Source organism: Flavobacterium davisii (assembly GCF_019565505.1).
Lineage (GTDB): Bacteria > Bacteroidota > Bacteroidia > Flavobacteriales > Flavobacteriaceae > Flavobacterium > Flavobacterium davisii.
The window spans coordinates 2,007,203-2,031,576 of record NZ_CP067378.1 but is presented as its reverse complement, the minus strand read 5'-3'; the positions used below and the strand labels follow the sequence as shown (position 1 = coordinate 2,031,576).

At 31.3% G+C, this 24,374-nt stretch carries 20 protein-coding genes, 1 tRNA gene and 4 pseudogenes; 10 read left to right on the top strand and 15 right to left on the bottom strand.

Annotated elements, in window-relative coordinates:
* Nucleotides 1-11: 11 nt before the first annotated feature.
* The 3 genes and pseudogenes from JJC05_RS09810 to JJC05_RS09800 all read right to left on the bottom strand — a co-directional run bounded on the left by JJC05_RS09810 (nt 12) and on the right by JJC05_RS09800 (nt 2,739).
* Nucleotides 12-503: a flavodoxin family protein gene (locus JJC05_RS09810; RefSeq protein WP_105195594.1), complete on the bottom strand. Its 492-nt coding sequence runs from the start codon at nt 501-503 to the stop codon at nt 12-14.
* Nucleotides 503-1,951, bottom strand: a pseudogene (sufB, locus tag JJC05_RS09805) (Fe-S cluster assembly protein SufB). Before sufB ends, JJC05_RS09810 begins: the two are co-directional and overlap by 1 nt.
* Nucleotides 1,952-2,409: 458 nt before the next feature.
* Nucleotides 2,410-2,739, bottom strand: a complete 330-nt coding sequence (locus tag JJC05_RS09800) for a HesB/IscA family protein (RefSeq protein WP_088392893.1) — start codon at nt 2,737-2,739, stop codon at nt 2,410-2,412.
* A gap of 816 nt (nt 2,740-3,555) precedes the next feature.
* Here JJC05_RS09800 and JJC05_RS09795 point away from each other — a divergent pair.
* From JJC05_RS09795 to JJC05_RS09785, 3 genes and pseudogenes are all read left to right on the top strand, one after another.
* Nucleotides 3,556-4,417, top strand: a pseudogene (locus tag JJC05_RS09795) (MBL fold metallo-hydrolase).
* Between the two features lie 59 nt (nt 4,418-4,476).
* A pseudogene (locus JJC05_RS09790) lies at nt 4,477-6,083 on the top strand (S8 family peptidase).
* 60 nt (nt 6,084-6,143) lie between these two features.
* The gene (locus JJC05_RS09785) at nt 6,144-8,009 is read left to right on the top strand and encodes a M1 family metallopeptidase (RefSeq protein ID WP_235877321.1); all 1,866 of its coding nucleotides are present in this window, start codon (nt 6,144-6,146) and stop codon (nt 8,007-8,009) included.
* A 1,504-nt stretch (nt 8,010-9,513) separates the two neighbouring features.
* Here the strand turns inward: JJC05_RS09785 and JJC05_RS09780 are convergent.
* On the bottom strand, nt 9,514-10,407 hold the full coding sequence (locus JJC05_RS09780; RefSeq protein WP_088391215.1) for a DMT family transporter: 894 nt from the start codon (nt 10,405-10,407) through the stop codon (nt 9,514-9,516).
* Nucleotides 10,400-10,756 (bottom strand): arsenate reductase family protein, encoded by a 357-nt coding sequence (locus JJC05_RS09775; protein ID WP_088391217.1) that lies wholly within the window; start codon nt 10,754-10,756, stop codon nt 10,400-10,402. The genes JJC05_RS09780 and JJC05_RS09775 overlap by 8 nt, the downstream gene beginning before the upstream one ends.
* Nucleotides 10,757-11,235: 479 nt before the next feature.
* Between JJC05_RS09775 and JJC05_RS18285 the strand changes: the two genes are divergently transcribed.
* The 4 genes from JJC05_RS18285 to JJC05_RS18270 all read left to right on the top strand — a co-directional run bounded on the left by JJC05_RS18285 (nt 11,236) and on the right by JJC05_RS18270 (nt 13,528).
* On the top strand, nt 11,236-11,886 hold the full coding sequence (locus JJC05_RS18285) for an AAA family ATPase (protein WP_309597304.1): 651 nt from the start codon (nt 11,236-11,238) through the stop codon (nt 11,884-11,886).
* 203 nt (nt 11,887-12,089) lie between these two features.
* On the top strand, nt 12,090-12,473 hold the full coding sequence (locus JJC05_RS18280) for a hypothetical protein (RefSeq protein ID WP_309597303.1): 384 nt from the start codon (nt 12,090-12,092) through the stop codon (nt 12,471-12,473).
* Nucleotides 12,424-13,416 carry a helix-turn-helix domain-containing protein gene (locus JJC05_RS18275; RefSeq protein WP_309597302.1) on the top strand — a complete coding sequence of 331 codons (993 nt, stop codon included), beginning with the start codon at nt 12,424-12,426 and terminating at the stop codon, nt 13,414-13,416. The genes JJC05_RS18280 and JJC05_RS18275 overlap by 50 nt, the downstream gene beginning before the upstream one ends.
* On the top strand, nt 13,406-13,528 hold the full coding sequence (locus tag JJC05_RS18270; RefSeq protein WP_309597301.1) for a hypothetical protein: 123 nt from the start codon (nt 13,406-13,408) through the stop codon (nt 13,526-13,528). Before JJC05_RS18275 ends, JJC05_RS18270 begins: the two co-directional genes overlap by 11 nt.
* Here the strand turns inward: JJC05_RS18270 and JJC05_RS09765 are convergent.
* The 7 genes and pseudogenes from JJC05_RS09765 to JJC05_RS18260 form a co-directional block, all read right to left on the bottom strand.
* Nucleotides 13,490-14,656: an aminotransferase class I/II-fold pyridoxal phosphate-dependent enzyme gene (locus JJC05_RS09765; protein WP_088391221.1), complete on the bottom strand. Its 1,167-nt coding sequence runs from the start codon at nt 14,654-14,656 to the stop codon at nt 13,490-13,492. The genes JJC05_RS18270 and JJC05_RS09765 overlap by 39 nt on opposite strands.
* Nucleotides 14,657-14,658: 2 nt before the next feature.
* On the bottom strand, nt 14,659-15,123 hold the full coding sequence (locus tag JJC05_RS09760) for a hypothetical protein (protein WP_123901243.1): 465 nt from the start codon (nt 15,121-15,123) through the stop codon (nt 14,659-14,661).
* A gap of 138 nt (nt 15,124-15,261) precedes the next feature.
* Nucleotides 15,262-15,543: a F0F1 ATP synthase subunit delta/epsilon gene (locus JJC05_RS09755; protein ID WP_088391225.1), complete on the bottom strand. Its 282-nt coding sequence runs from the start codon at nt 15,541-15,543 to the stop codon at nt 15,262-15,264.
* A gap of 46 nt (nt 15,544-15,589) precedes the next feature.
* A pseudogene (atpD, locus tag JJC05_RS09750) lies at nt 15,590-17,100 on the bottom strand (F0F1 ATP synthase subunit beta).
* A gap of 187 nt (nt 17,101-17,287) precedes the next feature.
* On the bottom strand, nt 17,288-18,892 hold the full coding sequence (locus JJC05_RS09745) for an SGNH/GDSL hydrolase family protein (RefSeq protein WP_105195604.1): 1,605 nt from the start codon (nt 18,890-18,892) through the stop codon (nt 17,288-17,290).
* A gap of 22 nt (nt 18,893-18,914) precedes the next feature.
* The gene (locus JJC05_RS18265) at nt 18,915-20,177 is read right to left on the bottom strand and encodes a TonB-dependent receptor domain-containing protein (protein WP_309597300.1); all 1,263 of its coding nucleotides are present in this window, start codon (nt 20,175-20,177) and stop codon (nt 18,915-18,917) included.
* A 33-nt stretch (nt 20,178-20,210) separates the two neighbouring features.
* On the bottom strand, nt 20,211-21,602 hold the full coding sequence (locus tag JJC05_RS18260; protein WP_309597299.1) for a carboxypeptidase-like regulatory domain-containing protein: 1,392 nt from the start codon (nt 21,600-21,602) through the stop codon (nt 20,211-20,213).
* 430 nt (nt 21,603-22,032) lie between these two features.
* On the opposite strand from JJC05_RS18260, the gene JJC05_RS18850 reads away from it, so the two are divergent.
* The 3 genes from JJC05_RS18850 to JJC05_RS18845 are packed head-to-tail and all read left to right on the top strand — an operon-like array spanning nt 22,033 to nt 22,498.
* Entirely contained in the window at nt 22,033-22,320 is a 288-nt protein-coding gene (locus tag JJC05_RS18850) for a regulatory protein RecX (RefSeq protein WP_374226285.1), read from the top strand.
* Nucleotides 22,239-22,415, top strand: coding sequence for a hypothetical protein (locus JJC05_RS18255; protein ID WP_309597298.1), 177 nt, complete (start codon nt 22,239-22,241; stop codon nt 22,413-22,415). The genes JJC05_RS18850 and JJC05_RS18255 overlap by 82 nt, the downstream gene beginning before the upstream one ends.
* Nucleotides 22,412-22,498 carry a hypothetical protein gene (locus tag JJC05_RS18845; protein WP_374226359.1) on the top strand — a complete coding sequence of 29 codons (87 nt, stop codon included), beginning with the start codon at nt 22,412-22,414 and terminating at the stop codon, nt 22,496-22,498. Before JJC05_RS18255 ends, JJC05_RS18845 begins: the two co-directional genes overlap by 4 nt.
* Here JJC05_RS18845 and JJC05_RS18250 read toward each other — a convergent pair.
* The 3 genes from JJC05_RS18250 to JJC05_RS09725 all read right to left on the bottom strand — a co-directional run bounded on the left by JJC05_RS18250 (nt 22,484) and on the right by JJC05_RS09725 (nt 23,916).
* On the bottom strand, nt 22,484-22,783 hold the full coding sequence (locus tag JJC05_RS18250; RefSeq protein WP_309597297.1) for a beta-ketoacyl-[acyl-carrier-protein] synthase family protein: 300 nt from the start codon (nt 22,781-22,783) through the stop codon (nt 22,484-22,486). The genes JJC05_RS18845 and JJC05_RS18250 overlap by 15 nt on opposite strands.
* Nucleotides 22,728-23,639 (bottom strand): beta-ketoacyl synthase N-terminal-like domain-containing protein, encoded by a 912-nt coding sequence (locus JJC05_RS09730; RefSeq protein WP_309597296.1) that lies wholly within the window; start codon nt 23,637-23,639, stop codon nt 22,728-22,730. The genes JJC05_RS18250 and JJC05_RS09730 overlap by 56 nt, the downstream gene beginning before the upstream one ends.
* A gap of 201 nt (nt 23,640-23,840) precedes the next feature.
* Nucleotides 23,841-23,916, bottom strand: a tRNA-Gly gene (locus JJC05_RS09725).
* Nucleotides 23,917-24,374: the final 458 nt, after the last annotated feature.

The window sequence follows — 24,374 nt, the reverse complement described above, 5'->3', positions numbered from 1 at the left end:
TTGTTTTTATTTTATAAAAAAGCTAATTCTATGTCGTTTAATTCTTTTGGATCATCTGCATTAATATGCTTATTTCCGAGATATTGTATTCCTAAATATGCTGCTGATTTTTGAAAAGGTATATAGAAGTTATAATCTAAATCTTTTTCTAAATCATGTGAATTCGATATCACAGCCATTTTTTTTTGTCTTAATTGTCTGCCTAAATCTTTTTCAATTCGGATTAAATCTGAAAATCGGTCAAAAAAAACTTTCATGATACCACTCATATTGTACCAATATATTGGAGTTGCAAATAGGAGTGTATCGTATTTTTTTATAATTTGCTTCATTAGTGGAAGAAAATCATCGGTTTTATTCTTATTTTCATAATCATAATAAGAAAATTGATAATCACTTAAATCAATCACATCCATTTTATATTGCTTTGCGATTGTTTCTGCAATTCTGGCCGTATTACCATTCTTACGAGATGACCCCACTATAATTACTGAATTACTCATTATCCTACGGAACCTTCTAAAGAGATTTCTAATAATTTTTGGGCCTCTACAGCAAATTCCATAGGCAATTTATTCAATACTTCTTTACTAAAACCGTTTACAATTAATGCAATCGCTTTTTCTGTAGGAATACCACGTTGGTTACAATAAAAAATTTGGTCTTCACCAATTTTTGATGTGGTTGCCTCGTGTTCGATTTTTGCTGTTGAGTTATTGGATTCAATATAAGGAAAAGTATGTGCTCCACAATTGTTCCCCATCAATAAAGAATCACATTGAGAGAAGTTACGTGCATTCTCAGCACGTGAACTAATTTGTACTAATCCTCTATAACTATTTTGTGATTTTCCAGCGGATATCCCTTTAGAAATGATCGTTGACTTGGTATTTTTGCCCAAATGAATCATTTTGGTTCCAGTATCTGCTTGCTGAAAATTATTAGTTACTGCAATAGAGTAAAATTCGCCTATTGAGTTATCTCCTTTTAATATACAAGATGGGTATTTCCAAGTTACAGCAGAACCAGTTTCTACTTGTGTCCGGAAATTTTGGCATTTTTCTCGCATAAACCACGTTTGGTTACAAAATTATATACCCCTCCCTTTCCTTCTTTATTACCTCGGATACCAGTTTTGAACTGTTGAATATTTAATTTCAGCATTATCTAGTGCAATTAATTCAACAACTGCTGCGTGTAGTTGATTTTCATCACGACTAGGTGCTGTACAACCTTCTAAATAGGAAACGTAACTGCTTTCATCTGCAATTACTAAAGTTCTTTCAAATTGACCTGTTCCGCCTTGGTTAATACGGAAATAAGTTGATAATTCCATAGGACAACGAACTCCTTTTGGGATATAACAAAAACTTCCATCAGAAAAAACAGCAGAGTTTAGAGCTGCATAAAAATTATCTGTTTTTGGCACTACGGTTCCGATATATTTACGAACTAATTCAGGGTGTTCCTGAATAGCTTCTGATATCGAACAAAAAATAATACCTTTTTCAGCTAAGGTCTTTTTAAATGTAGTAGCAACTGAAACGGAATCCATTACGATATCAACCGCAACGCCTGCCAATTGTTTTTGTTCATCAATTGATATTCCTAATTTTTTAAATGTTTCTAATAACTCTGGATCTACTTCGTCTAAACTGTTGTATTTATCTTTTTTCTTAGGTGCTGAATAATATGATACGGACTGAAAATCTGGTTTTTCGTAATGAACATTTGCCCATTCTGGCTCTGCCATTTCGTTCCAAATACGAAATGCTTCTAACCGCCATTCCGTCATCCATTCTGGCTCATTTTTCTTTTTAGAAATAGCACGAACAATTTCTTCGTTTAAACCCGCAGGAAACGTTTCTGATTCGATGTCAGTATAAAAACCGTATTCGTACTCTTTGTTTTCTAATTCTATTTTTAAATCGTCTTCGGTATATTTTGACATAATTTATCTAAAAATATAAAAATTTAAAAAATCTAAAAAACTATGAAAACTTGGACATAATGCCTTACTCTTTTTGTTTTTAAACTTTTTATTTTTTTGATTTACCTTATTCTTTTTATTATTAAAATATTTAACGTTATTCTCTGATTATATGAAAATTCTAGTATTTTACTTCTTTTTCACGAATAACTTTTTTACTAAAAATTTCAAACTAGAGATAATTAAATATAATTTATATTACTAGCTTATACTTTTTGAAATGCGTAAATAGAATTATATCTTTTTATTTATTTCTTAAAATCATTCAGCCATATCGTTTAAAACGGATAGAACGACTCTCTAATAATTAATCCTCGTTAATCTAAAATATTAAATATTGTATATATTTCAATTCTAAAATGAATATCTTTATTATACTTTACTTTTTTAAATTTATTTTTTTTGATTTTTAGATTTAATTATAAAGAAAAACTTTCTCCACAACCACAAGTCCTTTGCGCATTAGGATTGTTAAAAACAAAACCTTTACCATTAAGACCTCCTGAGTATTCGAGCACGGTACCTATTAAATACAAATATGATTTTTTTTCAACAGCTATTTTAATCTTATTATCTTCAAAAACCTTATCATTTTCAGTGGTTTCTTTATCAAATTTAAGTTCATAAGACAAGCCCGAACAACCTCCGCTTTTTACCCCTACTCTTACGAAATCTTTTGAAGCATCAAAGCCGTCTTCTTTCATCATATCCATGATTTTCTTACTTGCTGATTCTGAAACTTTTATCATTTCTTATTTTGATTTTGTCTAAATTAATGACAAAGGTACAACATAAAAATTCTTTTTCATAATATCTAACATTTTTGTAATCAATTTTATAATAAAAAATAATTATGATACATTATTGAAACACTTTACTTAACAAGACAATTTAACTATTATAAAAAATATGAACGAAGTCTAATACGAAATCTAGTTAAAATAATTTCACCATCATGAAGGCCTCTTCTAGTGTTTTCTTATGATCAATGCCTTTTAAAACATCATCAATTAAACCCAGATTACGCATTAGACCCGAGCGTAGCGAATAGACGAAGTAAATCTATTCCACTTTATTTTTCTTCCAATTCAAGCATGTACTCAAATTTTAATCATCAAAATAGTTCACTATTTCTTCTTCTAAAATTTTCCGTGAGCACTTGAATTTATTGAAAAATTTTGTTTCACAACGAAGTCTAATGCGTAATCTGAGTTAAACAAAAAATGATATAATTTTGTTTTTACTAACATCGGTTTTGCTTCTGGTTCGCAAAAAAATTACTTAACCCTTATTTTTCTTCCTTACCTCTTTTAAAGTAGCAACTTGAGTTAATTAATTAGATTTTTTTTAGAAATCAATCCAAAATATAAAATTTGATATTAACAGAAAAACATACTACACAACAATATCTCCCAATAATGATTTTTAAGTAAATAGATTTTTAAGAAAAACTCCAATAGGTTTAGTATATTTGACACAAACTAAAGATATAAACACCTTCTCAAAATCAAGCATACAATAACAATAACTTCATGTATAAACATAACAATTAAAGTTTAAACAGTATGAAAATATATCCCATAGAATCAGGTAATTTTAAATTAGATGGAGGCGCCATGTTTGGAGTTGTACCCAAAACTATTTGGAATAAAACCAATCCCGCAGATGCTAATAACTTAATAGATATAGCAGCTCGTTGTATGTTAATTGAAGAAGGAAACCGACTAACTTTAATTGATACAGGAATGGGTAATAAGCAATCTGAAAAGTTTTTTGGTTATTATTCTTTATGGGGAGACGATACTTTGGACAAATCATTAGCTAAACATGGTTTTCATCGTGAGGATATAACAGATGTATTCATGACCCATTTACATTTTGATCATTGTGGAGGATCTGTCAATTGGAATAAGGATAAAACAGGATACGAAGTTGCTTTTAAAAAAGCAACATATTGGTCTAATAAAAATCATTGGGAATGGGCTACAAAACCGAATCCGAGAGAAAAAGCGTCTTTTTTGAGTGAAAATATTATCCCTATACAAGAAAGTGGTCAATTAAAATTTTTAAACAAACCTGATTCTGACTATGGCTTTTCAGAAGAATTAAACTTTGGAATTTTATATGTTGATGGACATACTGAAAAACAAATGATACCGCATATACAATATAAAAAATAAAACAATCGTTTTTATGGCAGATTTGTTAGCTACTGCGGGACATATACCGCTGCCTTATGTAATGGGATATGACACTCGCCCGTTGTTAACATTATCAGAAAAAGAAAAGTTTTTAAACATAGCTGCTGAAAAAAACTTTTATTTATGGTTAGAACATGACACATATAACCCGATCATAACCGTAGAAAAAACAGAAAAGGGAATTCGACTAAAAGAAAAATTTCAGTTAGACGATATATTAATCTAATGTTAAAACAACTTTTTATATTAATATAAATAAGATATTTACAGCCTAAAATTATATTTATGAGAATTTTAAAAACGATAACTTTTACAGGTGCTATAGGAATGATGATGGCTAGTTGTAGTACGCCAAAAGGAATTGTAAGCATTGATCCTAAAAAAATTGATCAAATGCCTTTAAAAATGACTCCTATAAAAGAAACAGATTTAAAACGTTGGAGTCATTTAGATCTTGTTAAGGATACCGTTCCGGGAATGGGAGTGGATAAAGCCTATGCTGAATTATTAAAAGGTAAAAAAGCAAACAAAATCATTGTAGGAGTTGTCGATTCAGGAATTGATATAGAACATGAAGATTTAAAACCCGCTATTTGGAAAAATGCCAAAGAAATTCCGTGTAATAAAAAGACGATGACAACAATGGCTATGTTGACGATATACACGGATGGAATTTTTTAGGAGATGCCGATAATGAACAATTAGAATTAACTCGTATTGTTAAAAAGGAAATGATGGTTCAGCTCAGTATGAAAATGCTTTAGCCCTTTTAACCCAAAAAAAATCTGAATTAGAGCCTCAAAAAATCAAATAGATGCCATTATAAATGCGGATAAAAACATTACTGAATATTTTAAAAAGAAAAATTATACACTTGCAGATGTCAAGTCAATAAAAACAACTGACCATACCCTACTTCAATCCCAAAATATTATTGGTCAAGTATTGAGTAATATGGGAGGTGATAAAACCAAATTTGATACTGAAATAGGAGAATATAAGGATTACGTTTATGACCAATTAAATTATAATTTAAATACTGAATTTAATGGACGTAAACCTGTAGGAGACAATCCGTATGACATTACCCAAACACAATATGGTAATAATAATGTTATAGGACCTAAAAAGAGAGTGGTAAACACGGAACACATGTAGCAGGTATTATTGCACAAACTAGAAATAATAATAAAGGAGGAGATGGTGTAGCGTCAGAATTCGTTCAAATTATGGCATTACGGGCTGTCCCTAACGGAGATGAATATGATAAAGACATTGCGTTAGCTATTCGTTATGCAGTAGATAATGGAGCCAAAGTAATTAATGGTAGTTTTGGAAAAGCTTTTTCTCCTAATAAAGAATGGGTACAAGATGCCATTAAATACGCCGCATCCAAAGATGTTCTTTTTGTACACGCAGCAGGAAACGATGCGGAAAACATTGATATTAAACCTAATTTTCCTAATGATACTGAAGGAAGTAATCCTGAATTTGCGGACAATGTTATTACCGTTGGAGCTTTAAATTATGAATATGGATCTAAGGTTATGGCTAATTTTTCTAATTATGGAAAAGTTAACGTAGATGTTTTTGCCCCAGGAGTTAAAATATATGCAACAGTCCCTAATAATCAGTATGAATATTTACAAGGTACTTCTATGGCATCTCCTAATGTAGCGGGAGTAGCGGCTTTAATAAGGGCTTTTTACCCATCTTTAAAAGCAGCTCAAGTAAAACAAATTATAATGGACTCTGGTATTCCTTTAACCAATACTTTTGCCTTAGCAGGTGAAAATAGCGAACCGACTACATTAGACAAAATATCAAAATCAGGTAAAATTGTAAATGCCTATAACGCTTTAAAGATGGCTGAAAAATTAGCAAAAAAATAATTATTAGTTTTAAATGTTATATTTGGAAGGGATTTTATCCCTTCTTTTTATTTAATAGATATGAAAAAATACGCATTATTCCTTTTCCCCTTATTATCCTTAGCTCAAAAAATCCTAATCCCCGGTTATTGGCAACAACATGTTGATTACAAAATGGAAGTCAATATGGACATAAAAAAATATCAATATAAAGGAAAACAAACTTTAGTTTATACTAATAATTCACCTGATACTCTAAAAAGAGTATACATTCATCTTTACAATAACGCTTTTCAACCTAACAGTCCTATGGATGCGCGTTTAAAATCAATTAAAGATCCTGATGGGCGCATGGTAAACAAAGTAAAAGTAGATGGTAAAGAAGTAAAAGAAAGTAAAATTAATAACCTACAACCAAATGAAATAGGATATTTATATGTAAACAATCTGAAACAAGACGGTATAACAGTTACAAGTAAACAAGTTAGTACTATTTTGGAAGTAGATTTAGCAAAACCTCTAATTCCTAAATCATCTACTGTTTTCACAATGGATTTTGACGGACAGGTTCCCATTCAAATTCGTAGAAGTGGTAGAAACAACAAAGAAGGAATCGAACTATCTATGTCGCAATGGTACCCTAAAATGGCTGAATATGATATAGATGGGTGGCAAGCAGACCCTTATATCGGCCGTGAGTTTCATGGCGTTTGGGGAAATTTTGATGTTAAAATTACCATTGATAAAGATTATGTTTTAGGAGGAAGTGGTTATCTTCAAAACGGAAATGAAATAGGAAAAGGCTACGAAGACAAAGAGTTTAAAGTAGTATATCCTAAAAAAAGCAAAACCTTAACTTGGCATTTTATAGCTCCTCAAGTTCATGATTTTACTTGGGCTGCTGACAAAGAATATCTTCATGACAAATTAATTCGACCTGATGGCGTTACTTTACATTTCTTATATCAAAACAAACCCGAAATTATTCAAAATTGGAAAAATTTACAATCCAAAACTTCTCAGTTAATGGATATATATAACAAAACCGTTGGCTCATATCCTTACAAACAATATTCTGTCATACAAGGCGGTGATGGGGGGATGGAATATGCAATGTGTACTTTAATTTTAGGAGAAGGAACTCAAGAAGGCTTAATTGGGGTTACCGCTCATGAAATGGCACATTCTTGGTTTCAACATATTTTAGCAACTAATGAAAGCAAACACAGCTGGATGGATGAAGGTTTTACAACTTGGCTGGAAAATTATGGGCTAAATGAAATAACGGAAAAAAAAGCAGAAAATCCTCATGAAGATTCCTATAAAGCCTATTTTTCATTAGTCAAATCGGGAAAAGAACAACCGCAAACAACGCACGCTGATCATTATGATGAAAATAGACCTTATAGCATTCAAGCTTATAGTAAAGGTAATCTATTTCTAACTCAATTAGAATATCTTATAGGAAAAGAAAATTTACTAAAAGTTTTAAAACGTTATTATGCAGACTTTAAATTTACACATCCAACTCCAACAGATATTATTCACACAGCCGAAAAAGTAACAGGAGCTAATTTAGATTGGTATCTCACAGAATGGACTAAAACAACCAATACTATTGATTATGCGATTAAACAAGTCATTGAAGAAAATGAACTAACAAAAGTTACTTTAGAGCGAATAGGTAGAATAGCTATGCCTCTTGAAATAACCGTTACTTATGAAAACGGAGTACAAGAATTATATTATGTACCCCAAACAGCTATGCGCTGGTCCAAACCTAATGATTCTAATTTAAAAAGACACGTTTTAGAAGGTTGGGATTGGGCCTATCCAACTTATGATTTTAAAATCCCTTCTTTAAAACAAAATATAAAATCAATAACAATCGATGCAAAAGGAAAAACAGCTGATATAAAAAAAGAAAATCAAATCTATAAATCCTAATTTTACAAGGGCTTGAATAAATCAAAATTATTTAAGCCTTTTTCTTTTCATAACTAGATTAACGAATTCTTACTAAACCCAAATTGCGCATTAAACTCAATCGAAGTTAATTACTGAAGCCTATCTATTCACTTTATTTTTCTTCCAATTTAAGCACGTAATCAAATTTTAATCATTAAAATAGTTCTCTATATCTTCTTCTAAAATTTTTCGTAAGCACTTGAATTATTATTGTTTTTTTTTCACAACAAAACCTAACCTAAAATCTGAGTTAAAAGTTATATTTTCTGCTTGATTTCAGCTCTAAAAGTTTCCGCTTGCTCTTTTTATTCAAAATATAAATAAAAAAGACAGAATTATATTCTGCCTCTTTTGCCCCAAATTTACCATAAACTTAACTTACTAAGTGGTACCCCAAAGCTAGTCTTGTAGTACTTTTTTTCCAAAAATAATCGTTAAAGAGGATGAATAATCGTTGAAAATATAATAGTTATTTTTATAGAACAAAGAAATGAAATAAAAAAGACAGAACCGAGTCCTGTCTTTTTTGCCCCAAATCTACCATAACTTAACCTACTTACTGTAATGGTAGATCAAAACTACAATGAACACCCCTTTTATCCAAAAATAATCGTTGAAAGAAACGAATAATCGTTAAAAGCTCTATAACGCTATCTAACTGATTATCAAAAGATATAAAATAAAAAAAAGACAGAACCGAGTCCTGTCTTTTTTGCCCCAAATCTACCATAACTTAACCTACTTACTGTAATGGTAGATCAAAACTACAATGAACGTCCTTTTTATCCAAAAATAATCGTTGAAAGAAACGAATAATCGTTAAAAGCACTATGACACTATCTAACTGATTATCAAAAGATATAAAATAAAAAAAGACAGAACCGAGTCCTGTCTTTTTTGCCCCAAATCTACCATAACTTAACCTACTTACTGTAATGGTAGATCAAAACTACAATGAACACCCCTTTTATCCAAAAATAATCGTTGAAAGAAACGAATAATCGTTAAAAGCACTATAACGCTATCTAACTGATTATCAAAAGATATAAAATAAAAAAAGACAGAACCGAGTCCTGTCTTTTTTGCCCCAAATCTACCATAACTTAACCTACTTACTGTAATGGTAGATCAAAACTACAATGAACACCCCTTTTATCCAAAAATAATCGTTGAAAGAAAAGAATAATCGTTAAAAACACTATAACGCTATCTAACTGATTATCAAAAGATATAAAATAAAAAAAGACAGAACCGAGTCCTGTCTTTTTTGCCCCAAATCTACCATAACTTAACCTACTTACTGTAATGGTAGATCAAAACTACAATGAACACCCCTTTTATCCAAAAATAATCGTTGAAAGAAACAAATAATCGTTGAAAGCATTATAATTCTATCTAACTGATTATTAAAAAGATAAAAACAAAAAAAAAGACAGGACTCGGTTCTGTCTTTTTTCCAAAAATCTACTAGAAAACTGATATTTTATTTTTTTAACAAACTTGTTTTTTGTGTTACAAGATATATTCCTATAAAAATTAAAATAGCTGAACCTACTTTTATCCAGCTTAATTCATCTTTACCTAAACCAATAGCAAAAATTGAAGCGAAAAACGGTTGTAAATAAATAAAAGTAGCGACAGTCGTTGGTTTTAGTTCTCGCATTGACAACAAATTTAAAAGGTAAGTTAAAAAGGTTGAAAACACTATTACAAAACCTATTTTTAAAAATGCCGATGTAGGAACAGTAGCCCAATTTACTACTTGAAATTCATCCCATCCAAATGGAATAACCATTAAAAAACCGAAGAAATAAATCCATTTTACAAAAGACAAAGCATGATATTTATTCATTAGTTTTTTAACAATAATCAGGTAAAAACCATACGAAACGGCATTAACAAAAACTAAAAAATTACCGAAACTAGCATTCGGAGCATTCTTTAAAGATTTCCCATAAAGTATTAGGCTCATGGTACCTGCTAAACCTAATAATATTCCTATCACTTTTTGTTTTTCCATTCTTTCTTTCATAATAATTGCAGAAAGTACTAAAACAATCATCGGTGTAGTTACCATTAAAACAGCTCCCATAATAGGAGAAGTATAACTAAGTCCTTTAAAAAAGGTTAGCATATTAAATGCCACTCCAAAAAATGAAGCCGCAATAATTCTTGGAAAATCTCTTTTTTCTACACGTTCCGTTTTAACAAACAAAGTGACTAGCCAAAATAGAAATAAAGTTCCTCCAACACGTAAGAATATAAAACCAAAAGGATTGATATACTTTGGCATTACGTCTTTTGCAACAGTAAAAGTTATTCCATAAATGATAGCCACACACCAAGCGGCTATTAAAGCCCAAGTTCTTTTACTCATTTTTTAAGAAATTTTGGACTGCTTCTATAACTTTAGAACTATTCCCTACAAATATTTTTCCATCAACGATCATTATAGGACGTGATAAAAACGTATAATGTTCTAAAATATATCTTTTATAATCTGCTTCTATTAAGATTTGATCTTTTAATCCCTTTTCTTTATACAAGGTTGCTCTTTTACTAAATAAAGCTTCATAACTACCTGCCAACTCTTTCATTTCATCAATTTGTTCAACCGTCATTGGTTCTGTCTTGATATCCTGCAAAATGAAGGTATCTAATGCCGGTAATGTTTTTAGTATACGTTGACATGTACTACATGTTTTGAGATAATATATTTTTCGCATAAAAAATCTTTATTTGCAAAATTAAGGAAGTAAATTTTAAAGTAGTTCTACACAATCAAAAAATACATAGTGAAATGGTTTAAACTTTTTGGATTAAAGTGAAAGATAGGTATTTTCTTATAAATCTTTGCTTTCTTGCGCAATATAACAAGGCTACGAAGTAAAGACAGTTGAAATATAAAAAAGACCTTTACAAACAATTATAAACCCTTTATTTAAATCAAAATTTAGTATTAGAACAAAGTGAATAAGCAAAATCTATTCGACTTTATTTCTTTTCAAATTCAAGCATGTAATGTACTCCATTTTAACCCCAAAAAGTTCCCTATTTCTTTTTCTAAAATTTTCAGTGAGGAGTTTAATCTATTGATTTTTTTGTTTCTCAACGAAGTTCAATATAGAATCTGGATTAAATTCCGTTATTAAAATCTTATGAAAAGATTTATTTTATAAATTTGATAATCAAAAATATATGCCACGTGAAAAACATATCGAATATAGCTCGTTTTGCCCTACAATTTGTCAATCAGACTCATAAAAACGTTTTTTTAACGGGAAAGGCAGGCACTGGAAAAACCACTCTTCTTAAAGAAATTATTGCTACTTCTCATAAAAATACTGCTGTAGTTGCCCCTACAGGAATTGCAGCTCTTAATGCTGGAGGTGTTACAATTCATTCTTTATTTCAGCTTTCTTTTTCGGCATTTATTCCTGACTATGCTTCCAATTCTTTACAAAGTGAATCCATCCGCTTTGAAAACAAAACAAGTTTGGGAAAATTATTTAAAATGAGTGCTACAAAAAAACAAGTTCTTCGTAATCTTGAATTATTGATTGTAGATGAAGTTTCAATGTTGCGTCCTGACGTGTTAGATGCAATAGATTTTATATTACAAAAAGTACGCAGATCTAACCAAGCGTTTGGAGGAGTTCAAATACTTTTTATTGGCGATTTATGGCAATTACCTCCAGTCATAAAACAAGAAGAATGGTCTATTTTACAAAAATATTACCAAGGGACGTACTTCTTTTACTCTAAAGTTTTACAAAAAGAGCCTCCTTTATACTTAGAATTAGATAAAATTTACAGACAATCCGATTCTTTTTTATTGACATACTTAACAATTTAAGAAACAATAGCATTACTCCCGAGGATATTGCCGTTTTAAACAAACATGTTCAACCAAATTTTGATATTAAAAAAGATAAAGGCTCAATAGTTATTACGACTCATAATGCAAAAGCCGATAGCATAAATAGAGAAGCTTTAGAAGCTTTAACTTTTGATAGTGTTTTTTATAAACCTGAAATTATTGGTGATTTTCCTGAAAAAATGTATCCTTTAGATTCTATTTTGGAACTAAAAATAGGAGCACAAGTCATGTTTATTAAAAACGACACAAGCATTGAAAAACGTTATTACAATGGCAAAATAGGAATTATTAAATCTCTTTCAAAGGAAGAAATTTTGGTAGAATTTCCTGAGGAAAATAAAATCATAGAAGTTGATTTATATACATGGGAAAACATTCGCTACGAATTAAATAGCAATACACAAGAAGTTGAAGAAAAAATAGAAGGCACTTTTAGTCAATATCCACTAAAATTGGCTTGGGCTATAACAGTACACAAAAGTCAAGGATTGACTTTTAAAAAAGCGGTATTAGATGTGGCATCTGTATTTGCTCCTCGGTCAAGCTTATGTAGCCCTTTCTAGACTCGAAGATTTAAACGGACTTACCTTATTAAAACCAATTAATATACAAGGAATTCCATCTGATCAAGCTATAATTAATTATGCACAATACAGGGCTAACACAGCTGTTTTATCTAACACACTTGATCTAGAAACTAAAAATTATTTAGTTACAGAAATAATAAGAGCTTTTGATTGTCAGAATATGACGCAATTATGGCGTAATTTTTCTTTTTCATTTAAAGAAGAATTACCCAATTCCCAAAAATTAAAATATAAATATTGGGCTGAAAAAACATTAACAAATTTAACAGAACTTACTGAAACATCTAAAAAATTTATTTCCCAATTACAAAAAATAGGAAATCAACCTACTATAGATCTTACTTTTTTAGATGAACGAAGTCGAGCAGGATATCAGTATTTTTTCAATCAATATGACATTCAATACAGCGAATTATTATTAAAAATAGTAGAAGTAAAACAACTTAAAAAAATAAAAACCTTTATAGATGAATTATTACTTTTAGAAGAAGTACTTTTAAAATCAATTTTAGGACTAAAAAAAGTGCGATTACTTGTTAAAAACATGCAAGAAGGAGTTCCTCTCACTAGAAAGAGCATGCAGTCAGATGAAATATTATACTATAAAATTAATAAAGTAGCTCAACTATCAGAAAAATTCAAACAAATAACGGGCCTTATAGATGAAAACTATATACCTGATTTTACTGAAACTAACAAAAATAAAAGAAAACCATCTAATGAAACTAAACAAAATACTGTGGAAGTAACACTTAATTTATGGAAACAAAACAAATCTATTCTTGAAATTGCTAAAGAACGAAAACTTACGAATCAAACTATATATAATCATTTTTCTAAATTAATTTTAGTGGGACAAATTCAGTTATCTGATTTACTTACGTTAGAAAAAAATAAAAGAACTCGAAATGGCATTTGAAGGATATCAAAATGAAAGTTTAGGTCTTTTAAAGGAACAATTTGGAGATCAGTTTACTTGGGATGAATTAAGATTATATATGGCTAGTATAAAAAATAATAAACCGATTTAGCAATTCCATAATTTCTTCAGTAGTATTATACGAATGCAAACAAAATCGTAAGCGTTCTTGCCCCTCAGGCACTGTAGGTGATAATATAGGTTTCACATCAAAACCTGCTTGCTGTAATTGAGTTGCTAACGATTTAACTCTTTCATTTCCTTGTATTATAGCACATTGTATAGCAGATTTACTATAAACAAATAAAGGCTTTATTCCTAATATTTGTTTTGTTTGATTAAAGCAAGTAATATTAGCTCTTAATTGTTCATTTACAACTGATTGAGCTGACAAGATCTTATAAGCGGTATAAATAGTGGCTACAGTATGAGGTGAAAGGCCTGTAGTGTAAATAAAGCTTCTAGTAAAGTTAACCATATAATCTTTCAACTTTTGGCTTCCTAAAATGGCTGCCCCATGACATCCTAGGCCTTTTCCAAAAGTCATAATACGAGCAAAAACATGATCTTGTAGACCTAACAATTGAATCAATCCTTCCCCATTATTTCCAAAAACGCCCAAAGCATGTGCTTCATCTATTATTAAAAAACAATTGTACTTTTCGGTTAAAATAGTCAGTTCTTCTAGATTAGGAGAATCGCCATCCATAGAATAAACAGATTCTACAACGACATAAACATCAATTGGTTTAATGTCTGATCCAATTTTATATTTTTGAATTAATCGTTCTAAATCTTCTATATCATTATGTCCAAATTTATATGATTTAGCATTACTTAACCGGATTCCATCTCGGATAGAAGCATGAGATAACTCATCATATAAAATCACATCTCCTCTTTGTGGAATACTTTCAAAAAAACCTACATTCGCATCATAACCTGAATTAAAAATTAAGGCGGATTCAGCCTTATGAAAATTAGCAATAAAATGTTCTACTTCTGTGTAAAGCAAATGGTTTCCTGTTAATAAACGAGACCCTGTTGCGCCATTTATTTTAATATTTTTTTGAAGTAGGAGCTCATGTGTTTTATCAAAAAGAATTTCTGATTTTGAAAAACCTAAATAATCATTTGAAGAAAAATCAATTAGAGATGATTGGGAATTAAGTGTTCGAAAAGCATTGATTTCTGCACGATGAGTTAGTTTATAACTCAATTTATCAGGAAATTTAACCATAATTAAAACTCCACTCCTAAACGCTTAACATTTTTAAGATGATCAACATCAATAAAAAGGAAACCATTACTATCCTTAATTTTAAACTTATAGTCTGCAAAATAGATTTTTTTAATTTGCTCATATTTAGTTTCTACTTCTTCAAATAAAGTACCAATGGTAATAGTATTAATCTTCCATTTTTTATTGGTAATTGTAACATTTTTAAACTGATTATCTTGCATAATCATGGTTAATCCATCATAGGTAAAATTAAACACGGGTGGTTCGTTTTTTTCTTGAATTTCTTTATCAAGAGTAATTGCTTTACCTAAAATGGCCTCTACTTTATCAGGATCTATTTTTGTACAAATATTAATTTTCTTTCCTGTTTTGACATTTGATAATTGTAAAACACAATTAGTTTGAGCAATTGCCGTGCTTATCATTAAGATTAAAAAGGGTAAAAGAAAGTATATCTTTTTCATTCGTTTTTTATAATATAAATAGATTAGAATTATAATTAATTTTGCTTACTTTTTATTTCATTTTAATTATTATGAAAAACTAAATTAATAAAAAAAGCCAAACATTACTGTTTGGCCTTCTTTTATCATATTATCATTTTAGTCTGCTAAAACAATAATTCTATTATCATTCATTTCAATAGTTCCTGAATTGATAGGTAACCAAAATGTTTGTTCATTAACCTTACTAAATTTATCTTGAAATTCTTTAGCAATTTTAACATTTGAACCTACAATTTTTACATTACCTTTTGCTAACAATGACACGATAGGCGCGTGATTATTTAGCATTTGGAACTCTCCATTAACGCCGGGAACCGCTACTGAAGTAACTTCCCCTTTGAATAATGTAGCTTCTGGTGATACAATTTCTACTATCATTTTTATTTGCTTTAGGCTTTAAGCTTTAGGCTTTAAGCAATTAAAATTACGCTTCAGCTAACATTTTTTGTCCTGCCTCAATTACATCTTCGATGGTACCTTTCAAGTTGAAAGCAGCCTCTGGCAGGTGGTCTAACTCACCATCGATAATCATATTAAATCCTTTGATAGTATCTTTAATATCTACTAATACACCGGAATACCTGTAAATTGTTCTGCTACGTGGAATGGTTGAGATAAGAAACGTTGTACACGACGAGCACGTGATACGGCTAATTTATCTTCTTCTGACAATTCTTCCATTCCTAAGATAGCAATGATATCTTGTAATTGTTTATATTTTTGTAAAATTTCTTTTACTCTCTGAGCACAATTATAGTGATCAGCACCTAATATTTCTGGCGTTAAGATACGAGAAGTAGAATCTAGTGGATCTACCGCTGGATAAATACCTAACTCAGCAATTTTACGTGATAATACAGTAGTAGCGTCTAAGTGAGCGAAAGTTGTAGCTGGTGCCGGATCTGTTAAGTCATCCGCAGGTACATAAACAGCCTGTACAGATGTAATTGACCCTTTCTTAGTAGAAGTAATACGCTCCTGCATAGCCCCCATTTCAGTTGCTAATGTTGGTTGGTAACCTACAGCAGATGGCATACGTCCTAATAATGCTGATACCTCTGAACCTGCTTGTGTAAAACGGAAGATATTATCTACGAAGAAAAGAACATCTTTACCTTGATCTGAACCTGCTCCATCACGGAAATACTCAGCAATAGATAAACCAGATAATGCAACACGTGCACGCGCTCCGGGAGGTTCATTCATCTGACCAAATACGAAAGTAGCTTTAGAATCTCTCATACCAGCTTTATCAACTTTGGTTAAATCCCATCCTCCATTTTCCATAGAGTGCATAAAATCATCACCATATTTAATAATGCCTGACTCTAACATCTCACGTAATAAGTCATTCCCTTCACGTGTTCTTTCTCCTACTCCTGCGAATACAGAAAGACCTCCGTGCCCTTTTGCAATATTGTTGATCAACTCTTGAATTAATACTGTTTTACCTACACCAGCACCACCGAATAATCCAATTTTACCTCCTTTTGCATAAGGTTCAATCAAATCAATTACTTTGATACCTGTAAATAAAACTTCAGAAGAAGTTGATAAATCTTCGAATTTAGGAGCTTGTCTGTGGATTGGTAATCCATTAGCACCTTCTTTTGGTAAATCACCTAAACCATCAATAGCATCACCTACTACGTTGAACAAACGACCGTAAATATCACCACCGATAGGCATTTGAATAGGAGCACCTGTAGCTACAACATCAACACCACGGCTTAAACCGTCAGTAGAGTCCATAGAGATAGTACGCACTGTATTTTCTCCAATGTGTGATTGTACTTCAAGTACTAACTTAGTACCATCTTGATTAGTGATTTCTAATGAATCGTAAATTTTCGGAAGTTCAACTTCTGCAGCATTGAAAACCACGTCTACTACGGGACCAATGATTTGCGCAACTTTTCCTATTACCTTAGACATACTTATGTATTTATTAAATAGCTATTTAGTTATAAAAAACGCTGTGTTTTTTCAGATTGCAAAGATAATTTTAATATTGTGATTTCCAATATAAAAATTTTCTTTTTTAAAAATATAAATTCTGCCCTCAATATAACAAAAAAACCTCCCATTTTAGCAGGAGGTTTTTTATTGAATCGTATATGAATTAGTTGATATAACTTCCAGCAGGAATATTAACTGAAAACAAAGCGGGTTTTTTCCCTAGATCTATCATTCGTAAAGTAGATTTATACTGTGTATTAATTGCTTCCATCATTTTATTGGCAATAAAAGCATACCCTCTGGGACTTGGATGTACACCATCTAATGAAAAAGCGCCTCCTTTAATAAAATCAGCTGTCAAACTATAATTTCCAAAACGTACATTTCCTTTTACTAACTGATCCATTGCTGTTTTTGCATCAAAAAACGCCAATCCTTTTACTTTGGCTGTATTTTCTATCACTTGATTATAGGCTGCTGTAGCTGTAGCTATCTTAGATGCCTCATCAATTGTTAGAACCCAAGCATCTTGTAAAGGATAAGAAACTCCTCTAATTGCAAAATCACTAGGAACATTTGGTTGTATATTATTAGGGGGAGCAATTAAACTTCCTGTAGACAACAATATATAATCTCTTCCTGTTGTATTATTTTTAGCATGACGTGCTCTCCCATAAAGATTACCTACAAAAGTGGCTGTTTGCAAACCCAAAACAGGAGTTAAATTATCTCTTATAGCCCCCGATAAATCCGCTAGGGTTTCATCAATAATTAACAATGGATTTGTTTTTTCAACTGTATTAGGGTTATTATCATCTTCTGAAATTACTTCAAATCTATTAGGAAGATTCAATGCTTTTGTAATTTGATTTACAACTCCAAATAATTGATTTAAAGAAGCGGCTTTACTTTTAGGCAAAGCTGGAACTGGATTATAGGATACCGTGGTAAAAAAAGGCAAAGTATTTACATTTGGCAAATTGGCTACTACTCCTTTTCTTCCATTTACAGTTAAACGATCAACAGCTGTATTAAATACATTAGCAAAAACAGCCGGATCTGTAATATCATTACCATTATAAGTAGCTGGATTAAGATTTCCTTTTTGATCCACCCCAATTCCTCCAGAAGTAGCATAAGTTAAAACATCATTACCACCTATCCATAACGAAAAGAAGGTAGGTTGTTGTAATAATGCGTCTGACAGCATAGTTGCGCCCGGAGAAGAGGCAAAACGTCTGAAATAAGGATTTCCTTGAGCGCTCCCGTATCCCACAAGGTCAATATGATACGATTTAGCTCCCGGTACTGATACATTATTAAATGCTCCCGTCATAATATTAGTAGCTTCTGTTGTTTGAGTTCCTTGATTGGAAACTAAATTCACAATTGGCTTACTTGCATCATTATCCAAAAAACCTCTAAACACTAAACGAGGTGAAAACTGTGTTGGATCAAGAGGAAAGGGAGCCCCTCCAAACAACAAACCTCCTGTATTATCTGCCATTAATGGTGATTTAAAGGCTCCTCCTCCAGCTGCTACAAATTGCCTAGCTATTTGTTCTGGATACGAGTTTAACTGTCCTGCAATAAACAATGCTCCATCGCTAAAACCAGCAGCATAAGAATCTCCTATTGCTACATATTTTGAAAAATTAGCATCTCCTGCTACCACAGGCACATCTGTTATTGCTTCCTCTTCAAGATTGGTTTCACATGCTACAAATACACAAGAAACCAATAAGATCCATTTTATATTTTTAATCATAATCATTCTTTTTCATTAAACATTACGGATTGATCGTCCATGAAATATAATACTGTTTTCCTATCATACCCGCTCCCGGCACTTGAATATAGTCTTTCCCAAACAGGTTAGTCCCTCCTATTTTTATGACTGATTTAAGAACAGGAATTGCGGTATTAACCTGCGCATCATAAACGTAATTTTCCGGAACATAAGCATCTATCATGGTTGATTCCCATAAATATTTAGAATTATAACGTGCATTGACATTAAACCCAAATCCTTTTAATATGTTTTCTCCTCCAAAAGATGCTTTTGCTCGATGCTTAGGAGTGTTAAAACCTGCTTCAAAATCAGGATCTAAACTGTCATCGTATTTAAAATCGGAATAATTATAGCTTGCACTCAAATTAAATTTACCAATCTTACGATTTACTCCTATCCCTACTCCTAAAGATGTTACTTGTTTTTTAGAATTTGTATAAACTTGAAATAAGCGAACATCCGCATTCTGCAAGGCAGATATTGCTGTTGGCAAATTAGTTCTAACATCTCCATACAAAGGCGTTACTACATTTGAGCTGCTTATAAAATCATTATAAATATTATAATAAGCATTCAAATCAAATGAAATTTCTTTAAAAATTGAACGATATCCCACTTCAAACGCTTGTACTCTTTCGGGTTTTACTAAAGACACATCTGCTACTTTTAAATCTGCTGGATTTAACGATTGTCTAAATACTGTAACTGAAGTAGCTGTAAAAGACCTAGTATAAGCATCACGTCCTGTTACGGTTGCAAAACCGGGATTTGCGTTTAACTTAATCGTTTCTGAATATCGGTCTAAATTATCGGGAGCTGATCCTATTAGCACTAAGGGACCTATATTTAGCCCTATATATTGGTCTTGTGTTGTTGGATTACGAAAACCTGTTTGATAAGAGGCTCTAAAATTGTGTTGTTTATCTTTACCTCCTGCATAAGATACAGATAATCGGGGAGAAATATTTCCGCTAAAATTTTGTGATTTATCATAACGGACAGAAGCTGTTACTTTTACTCTTTCATCATGGATTTTTTTCTGAATTTGTGTATAAACGCCATATTCATCATAAGTAATAGGTTCATCTAATTTATCTGTAAAAATAGAACCTGCTGAGTTCATCGTGTATCTACGAGCGGAACCTCCTACTTGAATTTCTGCAAATTTGATTACATCTTTAAAATTATAATTCAAATCTCCATGATGAATTCTAGAACGATCTACCAGTTTAGCTCCTACATTCAAATCTGAATTTGCCAATACTTTTGTTAATGCTTGATTAAAAGTAGCTGTTCACGGCACTAAACGAGGATTACCATTTGGAGTGAGAGGTATTTCAAATGGTGTATTATAATCTGCAAAAGCACGAGCTCTCTTATCTGCTTGATCTGCTGGTAAACCCAATAATGTACTGGACAACACATAAGCTGTTCCATAATCCGTAAACCAAGCTTTATCTGATTTAGCTTCTCTATTCACATTCCAAGCAGCAAAACCTAAATTATATGAATCTCCAGCATCTTCTCCTGATCTATAAATCCGAGCAAAAAAGTTATCTCCTTTTACTTCTAATTTTATTTGATCCATGAAAAAGTTTTTCAACGCATAACGATTAGCTCCTTGATATAAAGTATTTCCAATTCCTACTTTATATTGTCCTATAATCTCAATATTTTTAGCAAATTTAGAATCTCCATTTACCCAAGGACGTATATGAATTGAAGCGTCAAACTTCGCACTATTAATCTTCCCATCTGTTAACTCTTTTTCAGCATATCCTGTACGACTTACTTGTCCTACATTAGGAATAAAGGTACTTACTTCATCTCCATAAATATTCAATCCGTCATAATTTCTATTTACTTCATGTCCAATCCCTCCCGGCGTTAGACTACGTCTATCATTTGCCATCCACTCAGTTGCTTCCATATAAGAAAAATTAGCTTTGGCAGCAAAATGATCTGTAAACTTTTTAGCAGCTCTAATTCCTAAATCAAAATAGTTATTTGTACCCGCCACATCTTGAGTAGTCTGACCATATTTAAAATAAGTTGACAGACCTTCTTTAGCGAAGGGACTACGACTGTTCATAAACATAATACCATTAAATGCGTTAGCACCATAAAGGGCAGATGAAGCACTCGGCAAAACCTCTACACTTGCCACATCTAAATCAGAAATACCGAGGAGGTTTCCTACTGCAAAGTTTAACGCAGGGGATGCGTTATCCATACCGTCTACTAATTGCATAAAACGAGTATTTCCAATTGTAGCAAAACCACGTGTATTAACTGATTTAAAGTTAAAACTAGAAGTATTAAAATGCACATCTTTTAGATTTTCTAAACCTTCATAAAAAGAAGGAGCCGTTGTATTTTTCACTTCTTTTACCCCCATTCGCTCTATCGTTACAGGTGACTCAAGGATTCTCTCAGGAGCCCGTGATGCTGACACTACTATTTCATTTAAGGAAGTAGATTGTTCAACTAGAACGACCTCTACTTTTTGATCTTTTGAATTGATTTTCAAACTTCGACTAGAATAGCCCATCATCGAGACCTCTAAAGTAAAGGGAAACTGACTATTTGTTTTTAATGTGAATTTTCCATCAAATCCAGACGATGCACCTGATGCAGACCCTGCAACTTTTACATTTGCGCCTCGGTATAGGCTGATTTTTATCATCAGTCACACTTCCTGTTATTGTATTTTGCGCCAAGGTAAGTACGCTAAAAAACAATGTTAAAATAGAAAAACAGACTCTCATTCGTTGAAGATTTTGATTGGTTTATAGTTAGCAAATTACAATATATTTTTTGAAAAAATTAAACAAAACATAAAAAAAGTATAATTTTTTATTAACACTCGTAAAGAATATCTATCATTAAAAAATATTAAAATTACGAGTACTATAATTACAAAAAATATTTTTACTCATTACACTAACACCATCTATCTATATATCAATGTTTTATGTTTTTGAAAAAATAAATTATTTAATCAAACTATTTAATTGTATTAAACGATCTTACTATAATTATTTGTTTTAGCTATCTTTACGATTCTTAAAATTGCTCTTTATAAATTTTAAGAATATAACTTTTTTGAAAACAAAATGCTTTATCCTTCTATATTAAAAAAACTAGAATCATACTGTGCTTACCAAGAGAGATCACATCGAGATATTAGACTCAAATTAAAACTATTAAATGTAGCAGAGGAATCAATAGAAGAATATATTGTTTATCTAATTGAACATCATTATTTGAACGAAGAACGTTTTGCTTGTTCTTTTGCTCGAGGTAAACACAATTATAAAAAATGGGGAAAACACGGATTATTAATGAGCTTAAATTACACGGAGTATCTAATTACAATATCAAAACAGCTCTTAACGAAATAAAAGAAGTGGATTATTTAAAAAATTTTAATGATTTAGCAGAAAAAGAATGGAATAATACAAAAGAGTCTCACCCTCAAAAAAGAAACGAAAAATAGGCGATTTTCTTTTTAGAAAGGGTTATGAATCTTATTTAATTTTAACAAAAATAGAAGAATTATCTTCTTCAAACGGACAATAAAACACTTACTGCATTTCCTCCAAAACCTACTGCATTCACTAATACTTTTTTGATTGCTTTGGTTTTATTAGCAATATTTAAATACGGAATTCCTATAAAATACTGTACTTGCATCATTAAAACAGCCATTTCTACACTTAACAAACCAGAAGTCCCAAACGTATGACCTGCCTTCCATTTATTAGTTGTAAGCAAAGGCAATTGGTTATTAAAGATTTTTTGTATCGCCTTATATTCTGACCGATCGCCTTTGATTGTTCCCCGGCGCGTGCATAACAATAACATCAATAGAATCTAAAGGGGTTTCTCCTAATGCCATTTGCATTGATTTTTGAAAACAAAGTGCTTCTTCTGAAATAGATATATTATGTTGTAGTTCATCTGTTGCAAATCCTATTCCTTCAATATAAGCTAATGCGTTAGTTTTCAAATTCACATCTAAACAAATAGAGGTAGCCCCTTCTCCCAGCACCATCGTATTTTTATTTTTTTGTAAGTCTAGCGCAAGACAAGGATATTGTTGATTTTCTTTTGCATATATTTTCAGTGCATTCATTTGGGCAAGGGTAAAATCTGTCAAAGGTGCTTCACTGGCTCCTACTAAAAACTTGTCCATCATTCCTGCTTGTAACCAAGCTACCCCATTTAGTAAAGAGTGTAATCCTGTAGAACAGGTTATAGAATGGGAGATAGCTAATCCTTTATTCTTCAAATCATGTGCTACCCATGAGGAAATATTTCCTAAAGTAGTTGTTGGAGAAGCAAGTGTAGCTGTTTTTCCTGTTTGCAAAAAATCTTTATGATAGTATTCAAAAAGCTGAGTTGCTCCTCTAGAAGAGCCTATATTAATTCCAAAGTCATCTTTTTCGGTCCATCCAGCTTGCTTTATAGCATCACGAGAAGTTAAAACAGCCATTAAAACGGTCTGATCTAATGTTTTATATTTTGAATCGGATTGACGTAAAACATCTAACTCTAGATTACAATCTGCAGGCAATTTAGCTACATATTCTTTTTGATTATTAAAGTTTTCGAGAGTAATACAAGTAGAATCTGATAAATAATGATTCCAAATTTGTTCTGGTCGATTGCCCAAAGCGGACATAGAAGCTACAGAAGTGATGGCAATTTTTTGTTTCAAGACATAAATTTTACGCAAAGTTCGCAAAGTTTTTAAAAAAATACTAAAAAACTTCTTTTTTAACCCAGATTCCGCATTAGATTTCATTGTGAAACAAAATTTCCCAATAGAGTCAAGTGTTCACGGAAAATTTCAAACTTGATCTACACTTTTGAAAAACAAAAAACAACAAAAAACCCAAGTGTACACTTGGGTTTTATTTGGAGCGGAAGACGAGGCTCGAACTCGCGACAACCAGCTTGGAAGGCTGGAGCTCTACCAACTGAGCTACTTCCGCATTGCTGGTGCAAATATAAGCACATTTTCCTGATATTACCAAACTTTTAAAGCTTTTTTTTACAAAAAAACACATTACTCACACAAAAACTAATAATCAACAATATAGATTTACAAAAAAAAAAAAAAACATTTTATCTGCTATCATCTCAAAAGGCAAAATTATAGAATCAAATCTTTATTAGATCCAGTTCAAAACCTATAACTTATATAAATCATGTATATTTTTGGAAATATGGATAAAAAACAGCTCTATATATAGCTATTTCTCTTATTTTCAGAATTTATTTTTTAATGAAGAACAATCTAAGTTAGGCTTTAGAAATTCATTACCATGTTATTGTATAATCTAGAGTAAAAGAGAGAAAATAAAATAATGTTTTAGATTTGTTTGTCCTTCTAACAATAGAAGACATTACATGATCAATAAAAAGAAAGACATCACGTTATCATACCCCG